Raw genomic sequence first — 18513 nt, forward strand, 5'->3', positions numbered from 1 at the left:
CCGATCGCATCGGTCTTGCCGCCGCCGTCTCCCCGCGCACCAGCCAGCCCTATAACGTTGCGCGGCGGCTTGCGACCATCGATCATATCAGCCGGGGCAGGGCTGGCTGGCACATCACGCCGTCGGCAGATCAGCAACAGGAGCAATATGGCGATTTGAGCCGTCCGCCTGTCGAGGCCGTTGCCGCACGGGATGCGGAATTTCTCGAAGTGGTCCACCAGTTATGGGATAGCTGGTCCCCGGATGCCATCGTCATACGTTCTGACGGGCGAGTGAAAGTCAACGGAGAGGGGAACGGCCCCATCGACCATCGTGGACACTATTTTTCGGTCAAGGGGCCGCTGGACGTTCCGCGCCCGCCGCAGGGCAGGCCGGTCTTGTTTCACAGCGTGGTGACGGAGGATGACATGGATATGGCGGCGCGCTTTGCCGATGTCGTGATTGCCGAGGCGATGGACCTCGAAGCGACCGCAAAATTCGCGGACGAGATGAGCCTCCGCCTGAAAAGCCATGCAAGGGATCGCGCAGACGTGCGGATCATGCCCGTTCTAGGTTCTACCAACACCTGCACCGCGGAAGCTGTGACCGAGAGGATCACCCAGTGGCATGGTGCTGGAATCATTGACGGCTTCAGCCTTGCCGGAACATGCCTGAACGGTTTTATAGACGAGGTCATGCCGCTTTTGCGGCAGGCCGGTATGTTACCGGAAAAGACAGGCCCATCCACCTTGCGTGAGAGGCTCGGTCTGAAAAATTTATACATGGAATAGGTGCACGATCCGGTCCCGGTACCCTCCGCCTGATCCCCTGGCCGATGGGTGTACATAATCTTGCGAAATTACACTCCGACACGCAGCTCTTCCAGAGTCTGTCTGGTTCATTATGACCCAGACAGACTCTGGGTTCTTTTGTTTTCGTTTTTCTTTTCGGGAAAACGGGTTCCACTTTTCCCAGTCTTTCCGTTTACGACCGAAATACACGCCCCTTGCTTCGTATATGTGAGACACGAGGGCGATCATGCAGCGACGGCGGCTGCGCTTGAAGCATGGCCCTTTTCCGTTTCCAAATTTGCCGGTCTCGTTAAATCTTCAGCGCCAGTGAGCGCGCATTGTTGATGTGGACCGTTATCGCATCCATTGCCAATTGCGGAGTGCGCGTTTCAATGGCTTCCAGCACTTTCAGATGCTCTTCCATGACAGGAATGACGCGGCCAGCGATGCGAAAACGCTCCTGATTGATGAGACGCATCTTGATATTGTTGGTCTGATATTTACGCCAAATGATTTCGTTGTTCAGCGAACCGATGATCGTATCGTGCAGGTTCCAGTCGATATGTTCCCTGCGCAGGGACAGCAAGATTTCCGCTGACGCCTCCTGACAGAAAACAGCGACAACTTCCCGCTCAATGAAAAGACGAAATTGAAATGCCTCACGAATGAGATTGAGGTCGACATGCGCGATCTGTAAACCGCGTTGTGGCACCGTCTTGATAAGGCCCTCCACCTCCAAGCGAGGAATAAGCTCCCGTATCGCGCCGAGCGGAAGCCCTGTTATACTGACAAGTTGCCGTTGCGAAACGAACTGGCCGGGATGAAAATCGCCCGCCAGCAAGAGTTTGATGAAACTCTCATATGCCCGATGTCTTGACTGGACTGTCGCGGTCTTATCACTCACTCACGCTTCTCCTGCGGATCGCCAAACATGCACGTCGGCAAAAAATACCTGCCGCCCCATTCAAACCTTGTGCGCAGTAGCCGATTATTCCATACACACAGCATGACATGTTAACGCTAAATCAAACATAGCACAGGTCTGAGTCAGTTTGGCAAACCCATTGAAGAGACTTTTTATATCGTTTTGATCAGCGAGCCTATTTTCCGGTCTGTCTCCTGCAGCAGGATGAAGGCTTCGAATTTGACATCGTGGAACCTTGAGATCTCTCCGCCCTACGGCTCGGGGATTTCCTTGAGGTGGAAAAGTTACCCCAACTGCATTATGCCGGCGGTGAGGGTATCTGATTAAGCTGCTTCCTGCAAAAGTTTAGCAAACACCTCTGCGGGTGTCTTAAATCCAAGACACTTGCGCGGGGTCGCATTGAGCTTATGGGCGAGGGCGGTTAACTGAGCCTGGCTGACCTGCGCCAGATCCGTATTGCTGGGTAAATACCGTCGGATGCGCTTGTTGATGTTCTCAATAGTGCATTTTTGCCAGGGTGAATTTGGATCACAAAACCAGCTTCTTGCCCCCATTCCATCCTCCAAAGCCCTATAACCCATAAACTCGGAACCACGATCAAAGGTAAAACTGCGGCGTGCATGATAAGGCAGCGCTGCAAAGGCCTGAATGATTTTGTTCATGATAGGCTTTGAGTGCCGACTGCTGTTTTTAATGATGACGAAGTAACGACTTTTGCGTTCAACAAGTGTCATGACATTGGCTTCTCCGAGGTCACGATCAAAGATGATCAAATCACCCTCCCAATTGCCGAATTGCAGACGATTGCCAATAAAATCAGGACGTTGATGAATGCGAAACGCTTCTGGAATGCGGGAGCTGCGCGATCTTCTGGTGCCGCGTGGGCAGCGCTTTGTGCGCATCTCGGCCAGATGCTCATACAGCTTTAACCCATATTCTTCCTTTGAGTAAATGAAGCGATAGATCGTTTCTGCGCATAGACGTATCGCGCTCAGACCATGGCTAATCAGTCGGCCGCAGATCTGCTCTGGTGACCAGTGTGCTTCCAATTGTTCAATGACGAACTTGCGCAGCTCTGGGTAACGTCTGAGCTTGCGCAACCGCGTTCTGCGGTCTTTGCTGATGTTGTCGGCAAAAACACTATGATAGCCATTATAGTCTGGAATCTCGGCATCCCAAAAGCTGTTGCGCTTGATCTCGCGATAGATCGTCGAGCGATGACGGCCCATCAGCCGCGCAATATCGCCGAGAGGGAGTTTAAGCTGTTTCAGCTCAAATAACCGGCGACGTTCCGCCAATGTGATCTGTGAGTAGCAATTCGACATCCAATTTCCTCCATGGCTAACCACATGAATTCATTGGCATGTTGCAGTTTAAAATAGAATGTACCCCGGTTATATAATGTGTTTTGGCAAGTTAGGGATACGCTATCTCCAGCAAGATAGAGATGCGACAGGTGCTGACGTTCAGCCCCCATTCCGAGAGGCTGGTCAGAGTTGCAAGCGAGGAATGGGGGCGGGTCGATAGGTGCCCTTCGGCTTTAGCTCTGAGAGTGCCAAATGTCATTGATCTGGCCATTTCACTCCGTCGCAGCCAACCGAGCCAACGCTTTTTCCCGGCGCGCAATAACGTCAGGATCGTTCATGTAAGCGGTGCGCGATTTGCGCTCGCGCTTCTGATACCCGTTCCCGACACTGCCATCAGGCACGCCAAACAAATGGTTCGTCTGACCTGTGCGACGGGGACCGCTCTGGCTGCGTTGCAGTTCCCGGCCTGCCTGCATCTCGGCCACAATCGAAAGCATGTCATCCAGTCGCTTGTTCTCGACAACAGGCGAGCGATGAACAGAACGAAGCTTGTCGAATGTTCTGTAGGGCAGGGTGTCCGTACCATACATGATCTCCAGACGGCCATCCGGATAGTCGCAGACAATCACCTTTTGTCGAGCCAGCCGCTTTGCAAACTCCGTCGGCTCCAGGATGAACAGCACCTTGTCGTAACGCAGTGTCAGTGTTTGCGACAGTGTCCGTACTTCCTTCCGGCACATCGCACCATCGATGTTCTCATGCGCGGCCAGCGGTCGATGCATATCCTTAGGATTGCGCGGCTCCTTGCCAAAACGAGCATTGAAGTCTGCAATATATTCCGGCGTGTGAGGTCAGGCTGAAGCGCGACTTTTCGGTTTGAGTTTACGCAAAACGATGTCTGTTTGCGAAGAGTTTCTGCCGAAAGACTTCTGCAGGTGTTTTGTACCCTAAACATTTGCGCGGTGTATTGTTGAGGCGATGACAGATGAATGCGAGGTCTCGATCACTGAGGGTAAGTGGATCAAGGTCTCGGGGGAGCCAACGTCTTGTGCGGGGTCGGTTCCGGCTGGGGGCGAAATGACACCCTAAGCGGCACACAGCAACGATGAGGCGATTGCGGACTTACTCAAGCTTGGCCGCGTTTCTCTGCGAGCCAAAGTTTCAGCAGCCCAGCGACCCGCCCAAGGTCGCCGTTGACCTTGGCCAAGTCCGCAACGGCGGCCAGGTCAACGACCGACCTTATTGGGGTGTTCAACCCAAGGGCGCGCAGGTAGCCCGAACGGGACATGCCCGCTTCTTCGGCGCGCTCTGTGATGGTCGCTTTCTCGTCGTCTGTCACCCACACCTCTATCGGCTTACCGCGCCGCCGAGGCTGGGCCTTTTCTTTGGTGTTCTCTGGCATTGCCTGCGCTCCTGTTGTTGCTTTTCGCTCTTAGACGCGGCAGCGGCTGTGGGCCTCGCAGAGCAAGATACCGTTGAGCCGAAGGCGAATAAGGGGCGGTGTTGGATGGGGACGGGCTTGCCCGTACCCGTACAACACATATCTTGCCGTCTAGTTCTATGCAATTGTATGCGACAGTAGCTAAACGATCCACCCAGAACCGGCCCAAAGGCCGGAAAAGCCGACGAATCGCATAGAATCGCATATCATCGCGTACAATCGCATTAAATGGCTTGCTCAATCGCATAGAATCGCGTACAGTCGCACTGATTCGCGCAGAATCGCATTAGCGTGTATGATGGGCCGTCCGCGATTGAGTCGCGGCGGTCAATAGGAGGAAACAGGCATGGCAGACACGCCTAGCAGCAAGCCCCGCCGGGGCGCGGGACGTGTCGCGTTTCTGGCTCGCCTCGATCAGTTCAAGACGCTGATCGAGGCCGGTAACGAACAGCGCACGGTCTATGACGACTGCGGCGGCGAGGATGAACTAGGTATCAGCTACTCCCAGTTCAACCGTTACGTCGTCCGGTACATCACGGGAGCAAAAGACGATGGACACCAAAGGAAAGGCGCAGGGCAAATCACCCCGCAAAGCCCCTCCCCGGCCGCTACAGGGGCCGCAGGAGGACAAGCAGGGGGCAAGCCTGCCCCAGCAGCTAAACCCGGCTCAAAACGCCCCGGATTCGAGCACAACCCAAACAGCGGAAATAACCGCGACGACCTTATCAGTTAGCGCGGAAAACCTCGTACTTTTAGTGCGAGGATGGATAGCGCGGCGTCCGCCAGGACGCCTTGTGTTTTGCATCCTTACAATATTTCGTCTAAAGTGTAAAGCATGAAAGCCGAACGCGCCTACCAATACCGCTTCTATCCCACGCCTGAGCAAGCAGCCTTGCTGGCGCGGACGTTTGGGTGCGTGCGGTTTGTCTGGAACGCGGTGCTGCGCTATCGCACCGACGCGTTTTATCAGCGTCAGGAAAAGATCGGCTATAACGATGCCAGCGCGTTCCTAACACAGTTAAAGAAGCAGCCGGACACCGCCTTTCTAGCCGAGGTTAGTTCGGTGCCACTGCAACAATGCTTGCGCCATCAACAAAGTGCGTTCAAGCATTTCTTTGCCAAGCGGGCGCGGTACCCCAGCTTTAAATCGAAGAAGCACCGGCAGTCAGCCACCTTTGCCAGTTCGGCATTTTCGTACCGTGACGGGCAGATCACGCTCGCCAAGTGCCGTGAACCGCTAAACATCCGCTGGAGCCGCGACCTGCCTGCGGCACCGAGCACAGTGACGGTATCCAAGGATGCAGCAGGCCGTTACTTCATTAGCTGTCTGTGCAAGGTAGACACTGAGGCGCTGCCAATTACGTTCAAGATGGTCGGTATCGACCTGGGGATCAAAGACCTGTTCGTGACCAGTGACGGCCATCGGGTGAATAATCCCCGCCACACTGCCCGCTATGCCCGAAAGCTAGCGAAGGCGCAGCGGCGCCTCAGCCGTAAGCAAAAAGGCTCGAACAACCGAGCCAAGGCACGGTTAAAGGTCGCTCGCTGTCACGCCAAGATCGCTGACACGCGCCGTGACCACCTGCATAAACTCACCCGCCAGATCGTTAACGAGAACCAAGTGATTGCAGCGGAGAGTTTGCAGGTGAAGAACATGGTCAAAAACCGCCATCTCTCTAACGCCATCAGTGATGTTGGCTGGGGGGAGTTGGTTCGCCAGCTTGACTACAAGGCGGCCTGGGCGGGAAGGCAGTTTGTCCAGATTGATCGCTGGTACCCAAGCTCAAAACGCTGCCATAGCTGCGGCTTTGTGCTGGAATCACTACCGCTGAATGTTCGCACCTGGGACTGCCCAGATTGCGGTACTCAGGGCATCGACCGCGACGTGAATGCGGCCCGCAACATTCTGCAAGCAGGCACCGCGCTATTAGCCGGTGCAGATGGTTGAAAGATCATACCGAGGGGCACTCGGGAATGTACGCCTGTGGAGTTTGTGTAAGACCAGCAGTGCCAAGGCATTGAAGGCAACGAACATCGAAGCAGGAACCAGGAAGGTAACGACCTGGGAATCCCCTTCCTTTCCGCCGCAAGGCGGCAGCGCAAGCTGAGGGAGGGGAGGATGTCAATGCCCAGCTGGAACGAGACATCGGAGGACTTGCATCGCGGCGTGTGTATTACCGTGACAGCGACAGGCGCTTTGATGAGTTGATACATGAGCGCGGCCATTTCAAGGGTTTTCAGTGCTGCACACCCGACCAACAAGATTTCCTGGCGGCCATTGTCCATCATGGCCGAACCGATCAAGGAGGGTAACGTTTTGGAATCGAGAGGCAAGTTTGATGTGGCGTTTGTGCTGGCCGCCGGAATTGCATTGTCAGGGTGTGCGAGCCAGCAGGCGCTTGAACCTGAAAGCCATTCCTTCATGGGAATGCCGTCCGGCTCCAAAGAAGAAGTGGCTGACATGTTCAGAGTGCCGGATCACTGGCCGGATGGTGCGCCAACCAAGGCCATCCATCGAGGAAAGGAAACGGGTGTTTGGCAGCCTGTCGGCAGTACCGAGGGCAGCTGTATCGAATATCGGTTGATCCCCAACGACGAGCGCTACAAAGCACCGGAACAGCCTCATTACTGGGACGGTGCGATGTTCAGGCCGACCAAAGCAAACTGTATTCCTGTCCAGGATCAGTTGCACAGCAGACGCTAACACAAGAGGGAAGCGGCCTGCCGCTGTACAAAGAGACTCAGGCGGCTGACGTTGATCTTTCCGAAGAATAGCGATGCACACTGATGGACGGCAGAAACGGCTCAAAATCGACCCTGGCATCCTTTCGACGTTCGCGCTGATGATTGGCGGGCTCAGAAGGCGGTGTCCGCAGCGAAGGCAGAAGGCCGGTGCGAGGGTCTGGCGCAACAATAATCGGCAATGAAGAGTTGAAAGCCAGCGAACGAGGCGGCGGGACATCATCTATCTCAGCAAAATGCACGTTCGCACGCAGCTGTGGGCTTTGTTTATGCACCAGCGCCAGCGGCTCACCAGGCGGCAAGCTGGCCAGCTTTTTCAATTGAATCTCAATATGCGGCTTGTCAGCCCCGAGCTTGATCAGGCGCTTTTCTGCCTCCGCCATGCTGATTTTGACAATTGACCGGCCTGATGTCTGCCAGCCAATACCGATATGGCGGATCGGATGCTCAAGAACGTACACCGTTCGCACGGTCTTCTTCAGGCTTAGTCTGGCCAACCCAGCGGTATTCAAGTGCTGGCGCAAGTGCTGATACTGGATGCCTATTTCTTCCTTGAGTTGCGATTGCGATGTATAGACGGGTTTTGTCTGCTTTATCTCATCGGCAATGGCCTTGAACGCTTGCTTTTGCTCATTCAGCGTATCAAACCGCTGCCTCAGTTCAGGCGATGCCGCAATCACGCCTGAATGCTTGGAGGTGACAACGCCGGAGGTTCCGGCTTCGTGCCACATGTCCATCAAAACACGTCGTAGCCAATCGCTGTCTGCATGGGCCGCACTCATCGCCCAGGCGTGAGGCTTTTCCTTCTCATACTGCAAACAGATGTCATCGACCGTTTTTACCAATCGACCAAAGCATTCGCTCGCGTCGTGAATCAACCGGAAGCGTCGATGATCCTTATCCAGCGTCTCATGAATGTCGTTTGGCATAGCGCCTCTCCGCTGAAAGTTCGTTTACCTATATCAGTATAGCAAGTCGACCAAGATTTCCCAGCGCCAAAACTGCCTAGAAAACCGTGCTTGCGGGCCGATGGTGCCTACAGGTTGCTTGGTATCGTGAAACTGGGAGCAACCGTTACAGGCTTGAACCCACCCGATTCTTATATAGGGGACATTTCAGGATTCTTATATAGGGGACATTTCAGTTAATTCTGATGGCAGTGTTTTGACCGGACGCGGGCGCGAAGGCGAAACGATTACCGTCGAGCGTGAGGGCGTGAGCCTGGGCAGCGCAACGGTTGCCGCAGGCAATCAGCATCATTTTGAATGAACTCGTCACCAGCGGCGAGGTGTTAAACCTTGAGGCGTCAGGAGGTGCAACGGCAACCTATCTTGTGCCGCCTGGTATCAATGCGCCGGAGCCTCCGAGTAACATCCGCGTCGACAGTAGTGGGGAGTATGCACTGGGTCAAGGGACGCCAGGGGAGACAGTGGTTGGGGAAGACACTGCCGGTAATCAAATTGCTCCTGATAACGCCCAACTTTCTTACAAAATATTGTATTAAGGTGGGTGTCAGAACTTATAACCAAACCGACCTGACTGCAACCGAGCGGCTTTTTCCCGATGATCTTTGGTTTCGTCGAGAACATACCGCTCGGTTGTCACCACCGACGCATGACCCAACACTACCTGAATTTCCCGCATCGACATACCGGCTTCACGCAGGTCTGTTGCACAGGTGCGCCTTAGATCGTGGGGAGCCAGCTGCAAGTTATCCGGTAACATCTTGCGTAAGCGCTCCAGACGATTATTGACGCTGCACAGGCTTAACGGTGTTTTCAGATACTCTTTGGCCGGTGCTTTCTGTTTCACCCAAATAGGATTGAACAGATAGCCCGCGTCACGCCCACGGTACTGATCCAGATACTCATTGAGTCGCCAGGCCACACAATCCGGCAATGTCAGTGTGCGCTGCTTTTGGCCTTTACCCTCAACCGTGATCTCGTTTGTCGCAAAGTCGATGTCCTTGAGCTGGATACTGACCGTTTCCGCACGCCGCAAACCTACCGCCGCCATCATCGCAATCATCAGGCCATCTCGAAAATCACGCGCCGTCGGTTTCTCATCACATAAATCGAGCAAGGCTCGTATGGTCTGGGCGCTATGGGCGGTTCCCGCTCGTTTGGCGTGTGAATAGCGGGCGGATTTGACCTGCTTGATGCGATCCAGGGTGGCATGACTGATCTGATCGAGCATCCAGGCTTCTGTCGCAATGCCCCGTATGACAGAGCGCACGGCATTGCGTTTGGCTGGCGACATGCCCGCGTCACGATAGCTGGCCAGTATCTCGCTGACCACATCCGGCGTCAGCGTAGCCCAGTCCACATAGTCATAAGCAAAGGCTTGATTAGGGTGAAGCGCACGACCGTCACCATTGGGTGCTGCCAGTTTTGGCGGCTGGGGAGCCCCGAGTGCCTTGGTGGCAATTTCGTTAATGAGACTCCGCTTTGAAGATGCGCTCGCGGCGGATTCCTGGTTGCGCAAATGCCGGTGGGCAGGATTCAGACCACGGGGAAACGGCTGGCTCAGATCATGCCGCACCCGAACAGGCGGTGTTTCATAATCCATCAAGCCGGTTGAGGCTGATGCAGGTAACACACCGGCCAGCGCGTTTGACTGGCTCACACCCACGAGCGATTTGTCCTGGTGCATAGCGATTTTCTCCAAAATACAACGGATACCTTATACACGGTATCAGTAAAGGCCGTAATCATCATTGAGGCTCAAGTTTAAAACAGCGGTGGCTAATCTTGTCAGCACGCTGGAACCCCTTTGTTCATGCCATTCTATAACTATATTTAATGTCACTTAAAGGTAGTTATAGAATCAGCTCAGGTCAACCGGCCCCTGAAACCTGGCGACGATTTTGCTGTAGAGATTCGATTTAGAAAACGGGCTTAGGCAATGCGCATAAAAAAACGCCCGCTGGAGGGTGTGCGGGCGATGTGCTATGGGAGGCACCAGGATGCTGAAAAAGCACCAAAGGAATCGAGGATCAACCATGCAGCAAATCATCATCTGATTGCTGACAACCATGTTACCGGCGATTGGCGTTTGGCTATGTCACCGGAGGCTTGGAAAGCTAAACAGTTTTGCCTGTTTTACGCTCATTGCTTTTATGCCTCTTGATAAAGATATAAAAATCAATGCTTTATAAAAGTAGAAAAATCAGTCGCAAAGTCAAAAAAATAATATAATTTGTTTAATATCAACTATTTAAGGATGAAAAAAAGGTTATCACCGATCCCCATACGCGAATTCTGAGAAAGTTTGCGGTGAATGCCCCTTCAGGATGGCACGTTTGGACGTAAAGCTGCTCCCCAGGTATCTGGCTCAACACTGTGACGGGTAACACCTACCCGAGAAGCAGGTAATATCAAAATCGAGGCTCGATTGCGAAATGATTAAGAATAAAATCCGCGTGTTATAGGTTCTTCGGGATCGTCAGGATCATCAAGGCGCACACGATTGGCGTCAGCCGACGTGCCTTTCTGCCCTTTGCTTGCATCCGTTTTTCCTGATACCGATGGATTGCTCGGCATCTCACCGCGTACCTTGAAGGCAGGCTTGGCCTGATCCTGGTCATCACGCATTCCCATCGAATCGCAGGCATCGCACGCCCAAAGCGGCTTCTTTTTCTTGGACAAGAGGCTCGCGGTTTTCTCGGCACCACAGACCGGACAGGCTGGCCCTGTTAAGGGACTTTTCGCCCATTCGCCGCGTTCCCTGAAAACGCGCCCTGGTGAGCCATCGGTGTCGGCATAACATATCGAATCGCATTGACGGCAGACCAATATAGGATGCTGATCTTTCTTCGTTTTTCCCTTGAAGGTGTGGTGCTCATGGCAGACAGGACAAAGCGGGCCGTCAGGTTGTCGCTCGACTTTTTCTCCCCGAATCACGAACGCTGACCCAGGCGCGCCGTCCTGATCACCGAATAGCGAGTCACAGGATGCTTGCCCCTGGTAGTCCTGACAGCGCCAGAAATAGTTGTCTTTGCCCTTCTGTTTGAAGCGCTGAAGTGGATTATGACACTCTGGGCATTGGGGCGCGTTGGCCAAAGCATTCTCGCGCTGGCGCTGTAGTTCGGCATCGTCATGCGATTTTAACGGCCCCTTGAAACAGGTCGTGGGTTGCCCGTTTTCCGTCCTGAAGTGACACCCACATTCGGGTTCCAGGCATACATAGAAAGTCAGCTGCTTTTTCTGCTTGGTCGTGGCTGTACGTTGGTATAGCGCGTTCCCACAATGTCGACATGAATACTCAGACGCCTTTTCCTTGGGGGCCAGTTCCCTGGCTTGCTTCAGCCATCGTGTTTGCGCGTCAGGCGCGAGCTGCGAGCGAATAAACGCGTCCATTTGCGCCAGAAAAGCGTCCATGGACAGGCTGCCATCTTCCACATTGCGAAGCGCCGCCTCAAAGATACCGGCCATATCCGGTGTGCTCAGTTCAGGCGGCATCAAACGGTAGTGAAACAGCCCGCTAGGCGTCACGCGGATGGTTTTCTTCTCACGCTTTAGGTGTTTGTGTTGCTCGACCAGCTTTTTGACGATACCGGCTCGCGTTGCTTCGGTGCCAATACCATCATTTTCGCGTAAATTCTTCTTTGTTTCAGGGTTTTTGACGAAACGGTGTATATTCGTCATCGCCGTAATCAAGGTGCTATCAGTGTACGGTTTTGGTGGCTTTGTGACCTTCTTTTCACCAAGAATCGACGTGCCTTCGGCCACATCTCCTGTCTGCGTGGCGGGCAAAGATTGATCTTTGTCACCTTCGGCACCGGCATCGTCGTCGTCTTTTGTTTCCGTTACCCCCGCATACACCACTTCGCGCCAGCCCTGTTCGATCCAGACCTTGCCACGGGCAACAAAACGCTCCCCAGAGGCATCCGGTAGTCCCACCTCGATCTGAGTCGCATCATAGAGTGCGTCAGGCATGAACTGAGCGACATAACGCCGACACACCATCTCGTAAATAGACCGCTCCTGCGCTGTCAGGTTGGCCACATCGGCGACAGACACCTTTTCTGTCGGGATGATACCGTGGTGCGCCGTCACCTTCTTGTCATTAAAAGCGCGGGACATGATACCTGGATCGGCTTTCTGGGCCGCCTCCGTCAACGTGTCCAGGTTAGCGCCAACCGCTTCCAGCGTTGCACTGGCGGCACCATGCTGATCGTTCGGAAGATAGCCCGTGTCGGTACGGGGGTACGTCAACAACCGATCCTTTTCATAGAGTTTTTGCGCGATGTCCAATACTGCCTGCATATCCAAGCCAAGTTGCTGGTTGGCGGCCTTCTGCAAGTCGCTTAATGAGTACGGCAGCGGCGCACGCTGTTTTTTGCGCTCGGTTTGCGAGGCCAAAATGGAAACGGCTCCTGGCACCTGGCTTTCCAGTTGCGCCAATACATCAGGGTCAACCAGCCGACCGGCCTCGTCCAACCCTGGCTGTCCGTCTCGGGGGTGCCACTTGGCTATAAACGCCCCGTTACCATGACGAACAGCCAGCTCTACATCGTAGTAGTTGTGCGGGGTAAAATGCTGGATGTCGAGATCACGCTGGGCCACCAGTCCTAATACGGCACTTTGCACACGCCCGACAGATAGTGTGGCCTTAACACCCGCCTGATCCGACAACTTGCTGTACAGGCGGCTACAGTTCATACCCAGCAGCCAGTCCGCCCTGGAGCGCGTGGTGGCTCGTCGTGTCAGATGGGCAAAGTTCGCGTTGGGCTTGAGGTTCTGAAAGGCTTTGCGAATGGGGGACGGGTTCAAATCCGCGATCAGCACACGGCTCACCGGCCCCTGCCAGCCCAGGTACTCGATCACCTCATCAACCAACATGTTCCCTTCGGCGTCCAAATCTCCAGCATTACAGACTTCGCCTGCCCCTTGCATCCCCTTCTTGATCTGCGCCAGCATCTTCTTTTTGCCTGCATCGTTGGGCGATTTCAGCTTCCAGGGATCAGGATGAATCGGCAGGTCGTCTATCGACCAGCGTTTATAGCGCTCGTCATAGTCTTGAGGATCGTACTGCTCAAGGATATGACCCGCACATGCCACGATTCGGTTTTCATCGACCTCGAAAATACCGTCCGCATTCCGCGTGGGGCGTCCAGACGACAAGGCTTCTGCTATAGCTCTGGCGACGTTGGGTTTTTCAGCAATGACCAGGCGTATTGACATGGATTGGCCTCTTAATACTGTGTGGGGATTGGACGGGTTGGCGTCGCATGGCAGTGCTGATCGGCTTCCAGCGCCGCGCACTCTTGAACTCGCCTTTCGTTGTCGCGTCTATAGCGTGAAATGTGATGGCGGTGGCGCTGGATGGTGCTTTCTAGCGCCTCGATGGAGGCAGACAGGGGTGAGTAGGGATAAGGACGGTATCGAAACGGCGCATCCGGCATAAAAAGGCTCCTGAGACTGGTTATCGGATACGCTACAACACTTAGGCGTCAGTCAACGGCTGCGGAGGTAGGAAAAATCGGGGTAAAGGTTTCATCTATTTGTTGATTAATGAGATATAGTCAGAGTCAATGCTTTCCAAAAAGTGAAAAACCCCAAGCCGGTATGGCAAGGGGTTTCACTTGTGCTTGTCGCTGTTTGCAATGATTCGGTGAGCAATGAAAATCCCGTAAAGCCCAATGCTGCAAAACAGCAAAGTGAATAGGGATATTGTCACATAGAGCGCCATGTTAGGACTCCTTGTTGGCAACCTCATCTGCATGACGGGCAGCGGCATCGAGAACGATAGCCACTACCCAGATTAACGCACCTGCACCTAGTAGCAAAAGGGTCAGAAAAAAGGCGGTCAAACCGCTTCCTGACAGCAATACACTACCTGCGCCAGTACCCAGCACGCCAAGTCCCATCTTGCGAAGGTCTTTGGAGACTTCCAAGAGAGTAGCAGGCGGTACGCTATGCAAAGGAGGGACATTAGCTCCCCCGAGTTTCAGCGCTTTCCAGCGTTTTTTGATTGACTTCATAAGCATTACCTCATTTTTTGAGGGGGTAATGCCCCCACGGGGCGCATTACCCCGTGGGTTGAAATTAAATGTTGCGATAGACCCGCCATCATAAAACTGCCTGATGGATGCTATCTATGAGTGCCTGACGTGACGGAAATGACGGTATGCCGTGTTGCTTTAGCATGTCATTCCAGTCAATGCCTTTGGCATCGTTTGGGATAATGGCATCGGGCAGCATGATCACGACCCTGACACCCTTTTCCTTCATCCGTGCCTTGAGTTGTTCAGCGGCCACTTCACCGGCCCTGGAACGGTCACGATCAGCCCATACGACCAGCGTATGAACGTCAGACGGAGGATTGAAACCGGCCAGCAGCGTGGCATTGACACACGACCATGTTGGAAGACGTGTGGCATTGTACGCGGCAGCAGCCGTCTCCATACCTTCAGCAAGCCCCAGAATACCCCGAGGCATCGCTAAGGGGATGGCCCCGCCGGTCACGCTCATGCCAAGGGGCAGCGCGAGCATCTTGCGGGGATGATCGACATTGGCCTTCCCTGCCCCATCGTGTGACAGGTAGGTACGGTGCAAGGTCGAAATCTGTCCGTGTTCATCCCGAATAGCCGCCACCAAGGCAGGATAATGCCCCAGTACCGCTATCTGTTCCTGGATGATCACCTCACCGGAAGCCGTCACTTCCTGTCGCTCAATGGCACCGTAGTACGCCAGCTCTGGATGAAATCGCACTGAATGGCCAGCGGCCAGTGCGTTCAGCATGGCATCGCTATGCGCAATACCACGGCTACCCAGATAGGCGTTGACGGCCTGCGAGCGAGGATCGGTTAACGCCAGAGTTTCACCCCAAAGCGTCTGCAACCGTTTCCGGTGTTCCTGTTGATTCACTTGCTGTTGTTGCGCCAGCCGTTGCTTGGCCGCTTTCGCCGTTGCCTGTGCATCATGGTTGGCCTGTCGCAGTGCAGAATGCACACGCTTGGGCTGACCTGCATGGCGCTTGCGGTAGGGTTCCATGCCCAGAATTAACGCCACTTCCGTAACGGTCGTGCGAAAATCCCAGTCGTTGAGCCACATCAGCAGTGAAAATCCGTCTGTCAGCGCACCGACATTGGGATCATTGTGAATGCCACCACCGCTTTCATCGAGATCACGGGGAAACAACCGAAAGCCGTCTGTTCCCTCTCCCGTCTTGGGGCAAGGAACATGGCGACCAGGTTTGCCAAGTGCGGGGGCCAACGCGCTGAAATGACTGAGAATCGTCACCCAGCTGCCTCGGGCTGCCCGTTTCACCTCATCGGTTTTGAAAAATTCACTGTCACGATCAATCATCATGGGCGAGTCTCCATTGGTTTTCGGGGCTTCCGAAAACCACCGCGTTGAACGCAGGGGCTTTAGGGAAGCCCCGAAGGGAGACACGCCCCCTCAAGGGAGTCGTTATCTCCCCTGGGGATGAATCATCTTGCGCCGCTACGCCGTCAAAGACGTGTAGCGACGTTGGCGTAGTTCAGGATCAGCCTCTTTGACGACCTCATATAACTCGCGGACTTTATAAATCGGGATGGCACCAGCAAAGCGATAGTGCTGACCATGCCCCATTAAAAAAGCCGGAGTACAAGGCACCCAACGGGCGTTGTCGATCTTGAACTTGGTAGTTTGTTGCAATCCCTGGCCATCATGTAGCGTGTCGATCAGGATTTGCCCACGCAGCACGCTATCGAGCTTCTGCGTAGTGCCAGGTGCGATACACACAGCGCCGTTATCGTCATCCACATCCACAATCAACACGGGCCGATATTTCGGCCCAGGACGATGCGGTGTTTCAGACTCGGGCATCCAGGCGTAAATCACACTGCCAACAAAGTGATGGTTAGACGGCACCATGTCGCACCTCCCGTTGGAAGGGTGACGTGAGTGCGCCGTTGTTCAGCCAGAAGTCGTCACGATCCCGTTCGCGTCGGATGGTCGTCAGTGGTGTACTGATACCTCCCAACTCGCGTGCCAGAATGCGACGGATCAACTGCTCAGGGGTGAGATGCAGACGACGTGCCTGCGAGAGCAGAACGCCATACATGACCTCATGTTCCTGATAGTGAACGGTGAATGTTTGCATAGAGCCTCCAGATCAAAAACGGACGCTCCCTGGCCCCTGCGGGCAAGAAAACGCCCGCATAGGGTGTGTGAATTAACCGGCTTTCAGGTGCTTGTTCAGCAGTGCATCCATCCGGTCTTCCTGGGCCAGCGCTTTTTTATAAGCGCTTTCCCAACTGCGTAATGTCTGTTCTTCACGAAACGTCAGCACGTCACGGCAAGCCGTGTCGTAGCGCTTTCGCATCGCCAGAATCGACAGCATTTCCTGAATCCGCTCTGCCAGTGTGGCAGCAGATTGGCCAGGCATAGGTGTTACCGGCACGCTCCAGGTGATTCGGCCTTTCGGCGCGTCAATATCAATCTGGAGTGTCGAGGGTGAAGTGTTCATGGCGAACCTCATCTGTTATCGGGGAACGCCACCCCAAAAGGGAGCGAGCCCCCTGCTTGGGAAAAGTGGTGATGTCGATGCTTACCAATCTCGGGTCTTCATCTGCTTGGCAGTGAGGATTGTCCGTGACCGAAGGGCATCAGGATCGTCGTAGCCGAGCATGGTGCAGCAGTTCAGAAATGACAGCGGATTGTCCGTGTCATCTGACAGCAACCATTCACGAGCCTCGGAACGAGTGAACTGCCCCGCAAAGGGACTGCCCACTGAATACAGCGATGCTTTCAGGAAATTCTTGACGAAATTCAGGATCACATCATCTGTCCAGAGCTGCTTGTTAGGCGTGAGTTGCGGTGGTGTCTCAGTCTCAACAACGGATAAACGGCTTTCCGTTGGTGCGACATTCTCCTGATCACTGTCATTGGCAGCGGGTTTCAGGAGATTGATACCTACCTCAAGGTACGCCTCATAAAGCAATTCCAATTGAGCGTCATTGTGGCGGCGTATTGCCATACCCACCTCCTTGGAAGGCAGGCACACCACCCCCAGAGGGGGCGATATACCCCCTTCTGGGTGAAGACAGCCACGGGTTGACCGTGACGTAGTGTGTTACTTCAGGATGGCAGCGCGAGCCACATCCATCAGCGTTGCTTCCAGGTCGGCAAGATCATTGACGACCGTGGCGTTGTCGATAAGCCCCGTGATGGCATCATTGAGAATACCGATACCCACGAACTCTACCGATTTTGATAACTCCCGAATGGCTCCCTGGCAGGCCCAATGGTCATTGGGTTCCCCGTCAGTCAGCACAATCATCACCTTGCGTTCCTCGGACGTTTTGCTTAACTCAACGCCGCTGTACCAAAGGGCTTCCGCTAATGCAGTACTCCCCTCAGGGCGTACTGCAAAGCGAGGGAGCGTCTTGTGATTCAATGTTTCGCCGTGGCGTAGCATTGGCGTGATTTCATCGCGTGATGCAAACGCAGTGGCTCCCACGTTGACCCCTTTGATGCGCAAAAGGGCTTGTGTGAGCGCCATACAGGCATTTCTTGCTATCTGAAATGGCATCTTGATCCCCAGTTTTTCACTGGAATCCGCCTCGCCCATCGCGTTTTCAATGTCAGAGGCGTCGATACTGCGCGCTGCCACACTCGGCATGTCAGCATTGGCAACAAACATCGACCCTGACATATCCACCAGGATATGCACGGCGGCATTCGGCTTTTTCACACTGTCCTTGGCACTGAAGATGCGGGTATCCCCCACAGACATCCGTGCTAGGTGCTTTGTGTTAATCCGCTTACCACGACGTGCAGGCCGTACCGGCTGCCGTTGTGTCGCCTCTACCAGCCCCGCTAGGCGGTTCTGGAGCTTATGCGATGTGGCTTGAACATGCGCTTTCAGTGCATGGCCCAGGCCATCCCCATGTTGCTTAACGAGCAACGCATCACCGTTCATGGCGATAGTGCTGCTGTCAGGAATGGTCACAGGATTGGGATTGTCAAAATCCTGATCCCGATTCATATCCGCCCGCAGCGCACTCATGGGGTCTTTGATGTTGTCGTCAGCCGTCGCCGTCAATACAGAGCGGGCATTTTGCTTTGCCGTATCAGCATCAACGTCGCCCTGACGACTTGTGCTGGAGTTCTGGCGGGCATCCCCATTGGGATCATCCGCGCCGTCACCCGTTGCACTATCCTGGTCAGCATCGGTGTCATCACTGTCACCTTGACTGCCATCATCTGCATCCGAGTCCTCATCACCGTCACCACCGCCTGCGTTACCGCTGGCCGTATCATCGGTATCCGTATCATCGGAGGGTGTGTCGCCGCTTTCCCCCGCAGCGTCGCTGCCTTGGGTATCACTACCGTC

19 protein-coding genes and 2 pseudogenes are annotated in these 18513 nt (G+C 54.4%); 5 read left to right on the top strand and 16 right to left on the bottom strand.

The genetic code is table 11. The features are described 5' to 3' along the window. Positions 1 to 770, top strand: a 770-nt coding sequence (locus tag INT22_RS05845) for an LLM class flavin-dependent oxidoreductase (RefSeq protein WP_193067866.1), incomplete at its 5' end; no start/stop codon positions are given. 310 nt (positions 771 to 1080) lie between these two features. Here INT22_RS05845 and INT22_RS21870 read toward each other — a convergent pair. The 5 genes and pseudogenes from INT22_RS21870 to INT22_RS05865 all read right to left on the bottom strand — a co-directional run bounded on the left by INT22_RS21870 (position 1081) and on the right by INT22_RS05865 (position 4404). Then, on the bottom strand, positions 1081 to 1674 hold the full coding sequence (locus tag INT22_RS21870; RefSeq protein WP_192539744.1) for a GntR family transcriptional regulator: 594 nt from the start codon (positions 1672 to 1674) through the stop codon (positions 1081 to 1083). Between the two features lie 344 nt (positions 1675 to 2018). Continuing rightward, on the bottom strand, positions 2019 to 3020 hold the full coding sequence (locus INT22_RS05855) for an IS30 family transposase (protein WP_193054202.1): 1002 nt from the start codon (positions 3018 to 3020) through the stop codon (positions 2019 to 2021). Positions 3021 to 3274: 254 nt separating this feature from the next. After that, positions 3275 to 3850: pseudogene (locus tag INT22_RS05860) on the bottom strand (ISNCY family transposase); the annotation flags it as partial. Positions 3851 to 3884: 34 nt separating this feature from the next. Then, positions 3885 to 4055: pseudogene (locus INT22_RS20330) on the bottom strand (IS30 family transposase); the annotation flags it as partial. A 73-nt stretch (positions 4056 to 4128) separates the two neighbouring features. After that, positions 4129 to 4404 (bottom strand): plasmid mobilization protein, encoded by a 276-nt coding sequence (locus tag INT22_RS05865; protein WP_225736347.1) that lies wholly within the window; start codon positions 4402 to 4404, stop codon positions 4129 to 4131. A 385-nt stretch (positions 4405 to 4789) separates the two neighbouring features. Here INT22_RS05865 and INT22_RS05870 point away from each other — a divergent pair, with 385 nt between their 5' ends. The 3 genes from INT22_RS05870 to INT22_RS05880 all read left to right on the top strand — a co-directional run bounded on the left by INT22_RS05870 (position 4790) and on the right by INT22_RS05880 (position 7147). After that, entirely contained in the window at positions 4790 to 5176 is a 387-nt protein-coding gene (locus tag INT22_RS05870) for a TraK family protein (RefSeq protein WP_192539748.1), read from the top strand. Positions 5177 to 5278: 102 nt separating this feature from the next. Beyond that, a complete protein-coding gene (locus tag INT22_RS05875) occupies positions 5279 to 6391 on the top strand; it encodes an RNA-guided endonuclease InsQ/TnpB family protein (protein ID WP_074211468.1) in 1113 nt (370 codons plus the stop codon). 264 nt (positions 6392 to 6655) lie between these two features. Further along, positions 6656 to 7147, top strand: coding sequence for a hypothetical protein (locus INT22_RS05880; protein WP_192539779.1), 492 nt, complete (start codon positions 6656 to 6658; stop codon positions 7145 to 7147). Positions 7148 to 7184: 37 nt separating this feature from the next. On the opposite strand, the gene INT22_RS05885 is transcribed toward INT22_RS05880, so the two are convergent. After that, positions 7185 to 8114: a hypothetical protein gene (locus INT22_RS05885; protein ID WP_192539778.1), complete on the bottom strand. Its 930-nt coding sequence runs from the start codon at positions 8112 to 8114 to the stop codon at positions 7185 to 7187. A gap of 332 nt (positions 8115 to 8446) precedes the next feature. Between INT22_RS05885 and INT22_RS05890 the strand changes: the two genes are divergently transcribed. Next, a complete protein-coding gene (locus INT22_RS05890; RefSeq protein WP_193059249.1) occupies positions 8447 to 8689 on the top strand; it encodes a hypothetical protein in 243 nt (80 codons plus the stop codon). A gap of 8 nt (positions 8690 to 8697) precedes the next feature. Here the strand turns inward: INT22_RS05890 and INT22_RS05895 are convergent, their stop codons facing one another. The 10 genes from INT22_RS05895 to INT22_RS05940 form a co-directional block, all read right to left on the bottom strand. Then, a complete protein-coding gene (locus tag INT22_RS05895; protein WP_192539777.1) occupies positions 8698 to 9837 on the bottom strand; it encodes a tyrosine-type recombinase/integrase in 1140 nt (379 codons plus the stop codon). 752 nt (positions 9838 to 10589) lie between these two features. Next, positions 10590 to 13370: a DNA topoisomerase 3 gene (locus INT22_RS05900; protein ID WP_192539776.1), complete on the bottom strand. Its 2781-nt coding sequence runs from the start codon at positions 13368 to 13370 to the stop codon at positions 10590 to 10592. Positions 13371 to 13381: 11 nt separating this feature from the next. Continuing rightward, a complete protein-coding gene (locus tag INT22_RS05905; RefSeq protein WP_193067867.1) occupies positions 13382 to 13591 on the bottom strand; it encodes a hypothetical protein in 210 nt (69 codons plus the stop codon). Between the two features lie 288 nt (positions 13592 to 13879). Continuing rightward, complete coding sequence (locus INT22_RS05910) at positions 13880 to 14170, bottom strand: hypothetical protein (RefSeq protein WP_192539775.1); 291 nt, start codon at positions 14168 to 14170, stop codon at positions 13880 to 13882. A gap of 88 nt (positions 14171 to 14258) precedes the next feature. Then, positions 14259 to 15500, bottom strand: coding sequence for a DUF7146 domain-containing protein (locus INT22_RS05915; protein ID WP_192539774.1), 1242 nt, complete (start codon positions 15498 to 15500; stop codon positions 14259 to 14261). Between the two features lie 135 nt (positions 15501 to 15635). Then, positions 15636 to 16049 carry a type II toxin-antitoxin system PemK/MazF family toxin gene (locus INT22_RS05920; protein WP_192539773.1) on the bottom strand — a complete coding sequence of 138 codons (414 nt, stop codon included), beginning with the start codon at positions 16047 to 16049 and terminating at the stop codon, positions 15636 to 15638. Further along, positions 16036 to 16278, bottom strand: a complete 243-nt coding sequence (locus tag INT22_RS05925) for a hypothetical protein (protein ID WP_192539772.1) — start codon at positions 16276 to 16278, stop codon at positions 16036 to 16038. The genes INT22_RS05920 and INT22_RS05925 overlap by 14 nt, the downstream gene beginning before the upstream one ends. Before the next feature lie 72 nt (positions 16279 to 16350). After that, positions 16351 to 16644 carry a hypothetical protein gene (locus tag INT22_RS05930; protein ID WP_193067868.1) on the bottom strand — a complete coding sequence of 98 codons (294 nt, stop codon included), beginning with the start codon at positions 16642 to 16644 and terminating at the stop codon, positions 16351 to 16353. Between the two features lie 81 nt (positions 16645 to 16725). Continuing rightward, a complete protein-coding gene (locus INT22_RS05935) occupies positions 16726 to 17154 on the bottom strand; it encodes a hypothetical protein (RefSeq protein ID WP_193067869.1) in 429 nt (142 codons plus the stop codon). Between the two features lie 96 nt (positions 17155 to 17250). Beyond that, positions 17251 to 18513: VWA domain-containing protein (locus INT22_RS05940; RefSeq protein WP_193067870.1), on the bottom strand; the 1263-nt coding region annotated here is incomplete at its 5' end.

Source organism: Halomonas sp. 3D7M (genome assembly GCF_014897885.1).
GTDB lineage: Bacteria > Pseudomonadota > Gammaproteobacteria > Pseudomonadales > Halomonadaceae > Vreelandella.

What these genes read in the sequence shown, in the direction of transcription:
- INT22_RS05855 (WP_193054202.1), bottom strand. Translation starts at nt 3,020, where the DNA reads ATGTCGAATTGCTACTCACAGATCACATTGGCGGAACGTCGCCGGTTA.
- INT22_RS05865 (WP_225736347.1), bottom strand. Translation starts at nt 4,404, where the DNA reads ATGCCAGAGAACACCAAAGAAAAGGCCCAGCCTCGGCGGCGCGGTAAG.
- INT22_RS05870 (WP_192539748.1), top strand. Translation starts at nt 4,790, where the DNA reads ATGGCAGACACGCCTAGCAGCAAGCCCCGCCGGGGCGCGGGACGTGTC.
- INT22_RS05875 (WP_074211468.1), top strand. Translation starts at nt 5,279, where the DNA reads ATGAAAGCCGAACGCGCCTACCAATACCGCTTCTATCCCACGCCTGAG.
- INT22_RS05880 (WP_192539779.1), top strand. Translation starts at nt 6,656, where the DNA reads ATGAGCGCGGCCATTTCAAGGGTTTTCAGTGCTGCACACCCGACCAAC.
- INT22_RS05885 (WP_192539778.1), bottom strand. Translation starts at nt 8,114, where the DNA reads ATGCCAAACGACATTCATGAGACGCTGGATAAGGATCATCGACGCTTC.
- INT22_RS05895 (WP_192539777.1), bottom strand. Translation starts at nt 9,837, where the DNA reads ATGCACCAGGACAAATCGCTCGTGGGTGTGAGCCAGTCAAACGCGCTG.
- INT22_RS05900 (WP_192539776.1), bottom strand. Translation starts at nt 13,370, where the DNA reads ATGTCAATACGCCTGGTCATTGCTGAAAAACCCAACGTCGCCAGAGCT.
- INT22_RS05905 (WP_193067867.1), bottom strand. Translation starts at nt 13,591, where the DNA reads ATGCCGGATGCGCCGTTTCGATACCGTCCTTATCCCTACTCACCCCTG.
- INT22_RS05910 (WP_192539775.1), bottom strand. Translation starts at nt 14,170, where the DNA reads ATGAAGTCAATCAAAAAACGCTGGAAAGCGCTGAAACTCGGGGGAGCT.
- INT22_RS05915 (WP_192539774.1), bottom strand. Translation starts at nt 15,500, where the DNA reads ATGATGATTGATCGTGACAGTGAATTTTTCAAAACCGATGAGGTGAAA.
- INT22_RS05920 (WP_192539773.1), bottom strand. Translation starts at nt 16,049, where the DNA reads ATGGTGCCGTCTAACCATCACTTTGTTGGCAGTGTGATTTACGCCTGG.
- INT22_RS05925 (WP_192539772.1), bottom strand. Translation starts at nt 16,278, where the DNA reads ATGCAAACATTCACCGTTCACTATCAGGAACATGAGGTCATGTATGGC.
- INT22_RS05930 (WP_193067868.1), bottom strand. Translation starts at nt 16,644, where the DNA reads ATGAACACTTCACCCTCGACACTCCAGATTGATATTGACGCGCCGAAA.
- INT22_RS05935 (WP_193067869.1), bottom strand. Translation starts at nt 17,154, where the DNA reads ATGGCAATACGCCGCCACAATGACGCTCAATTGGAATTGCTTTATGAG.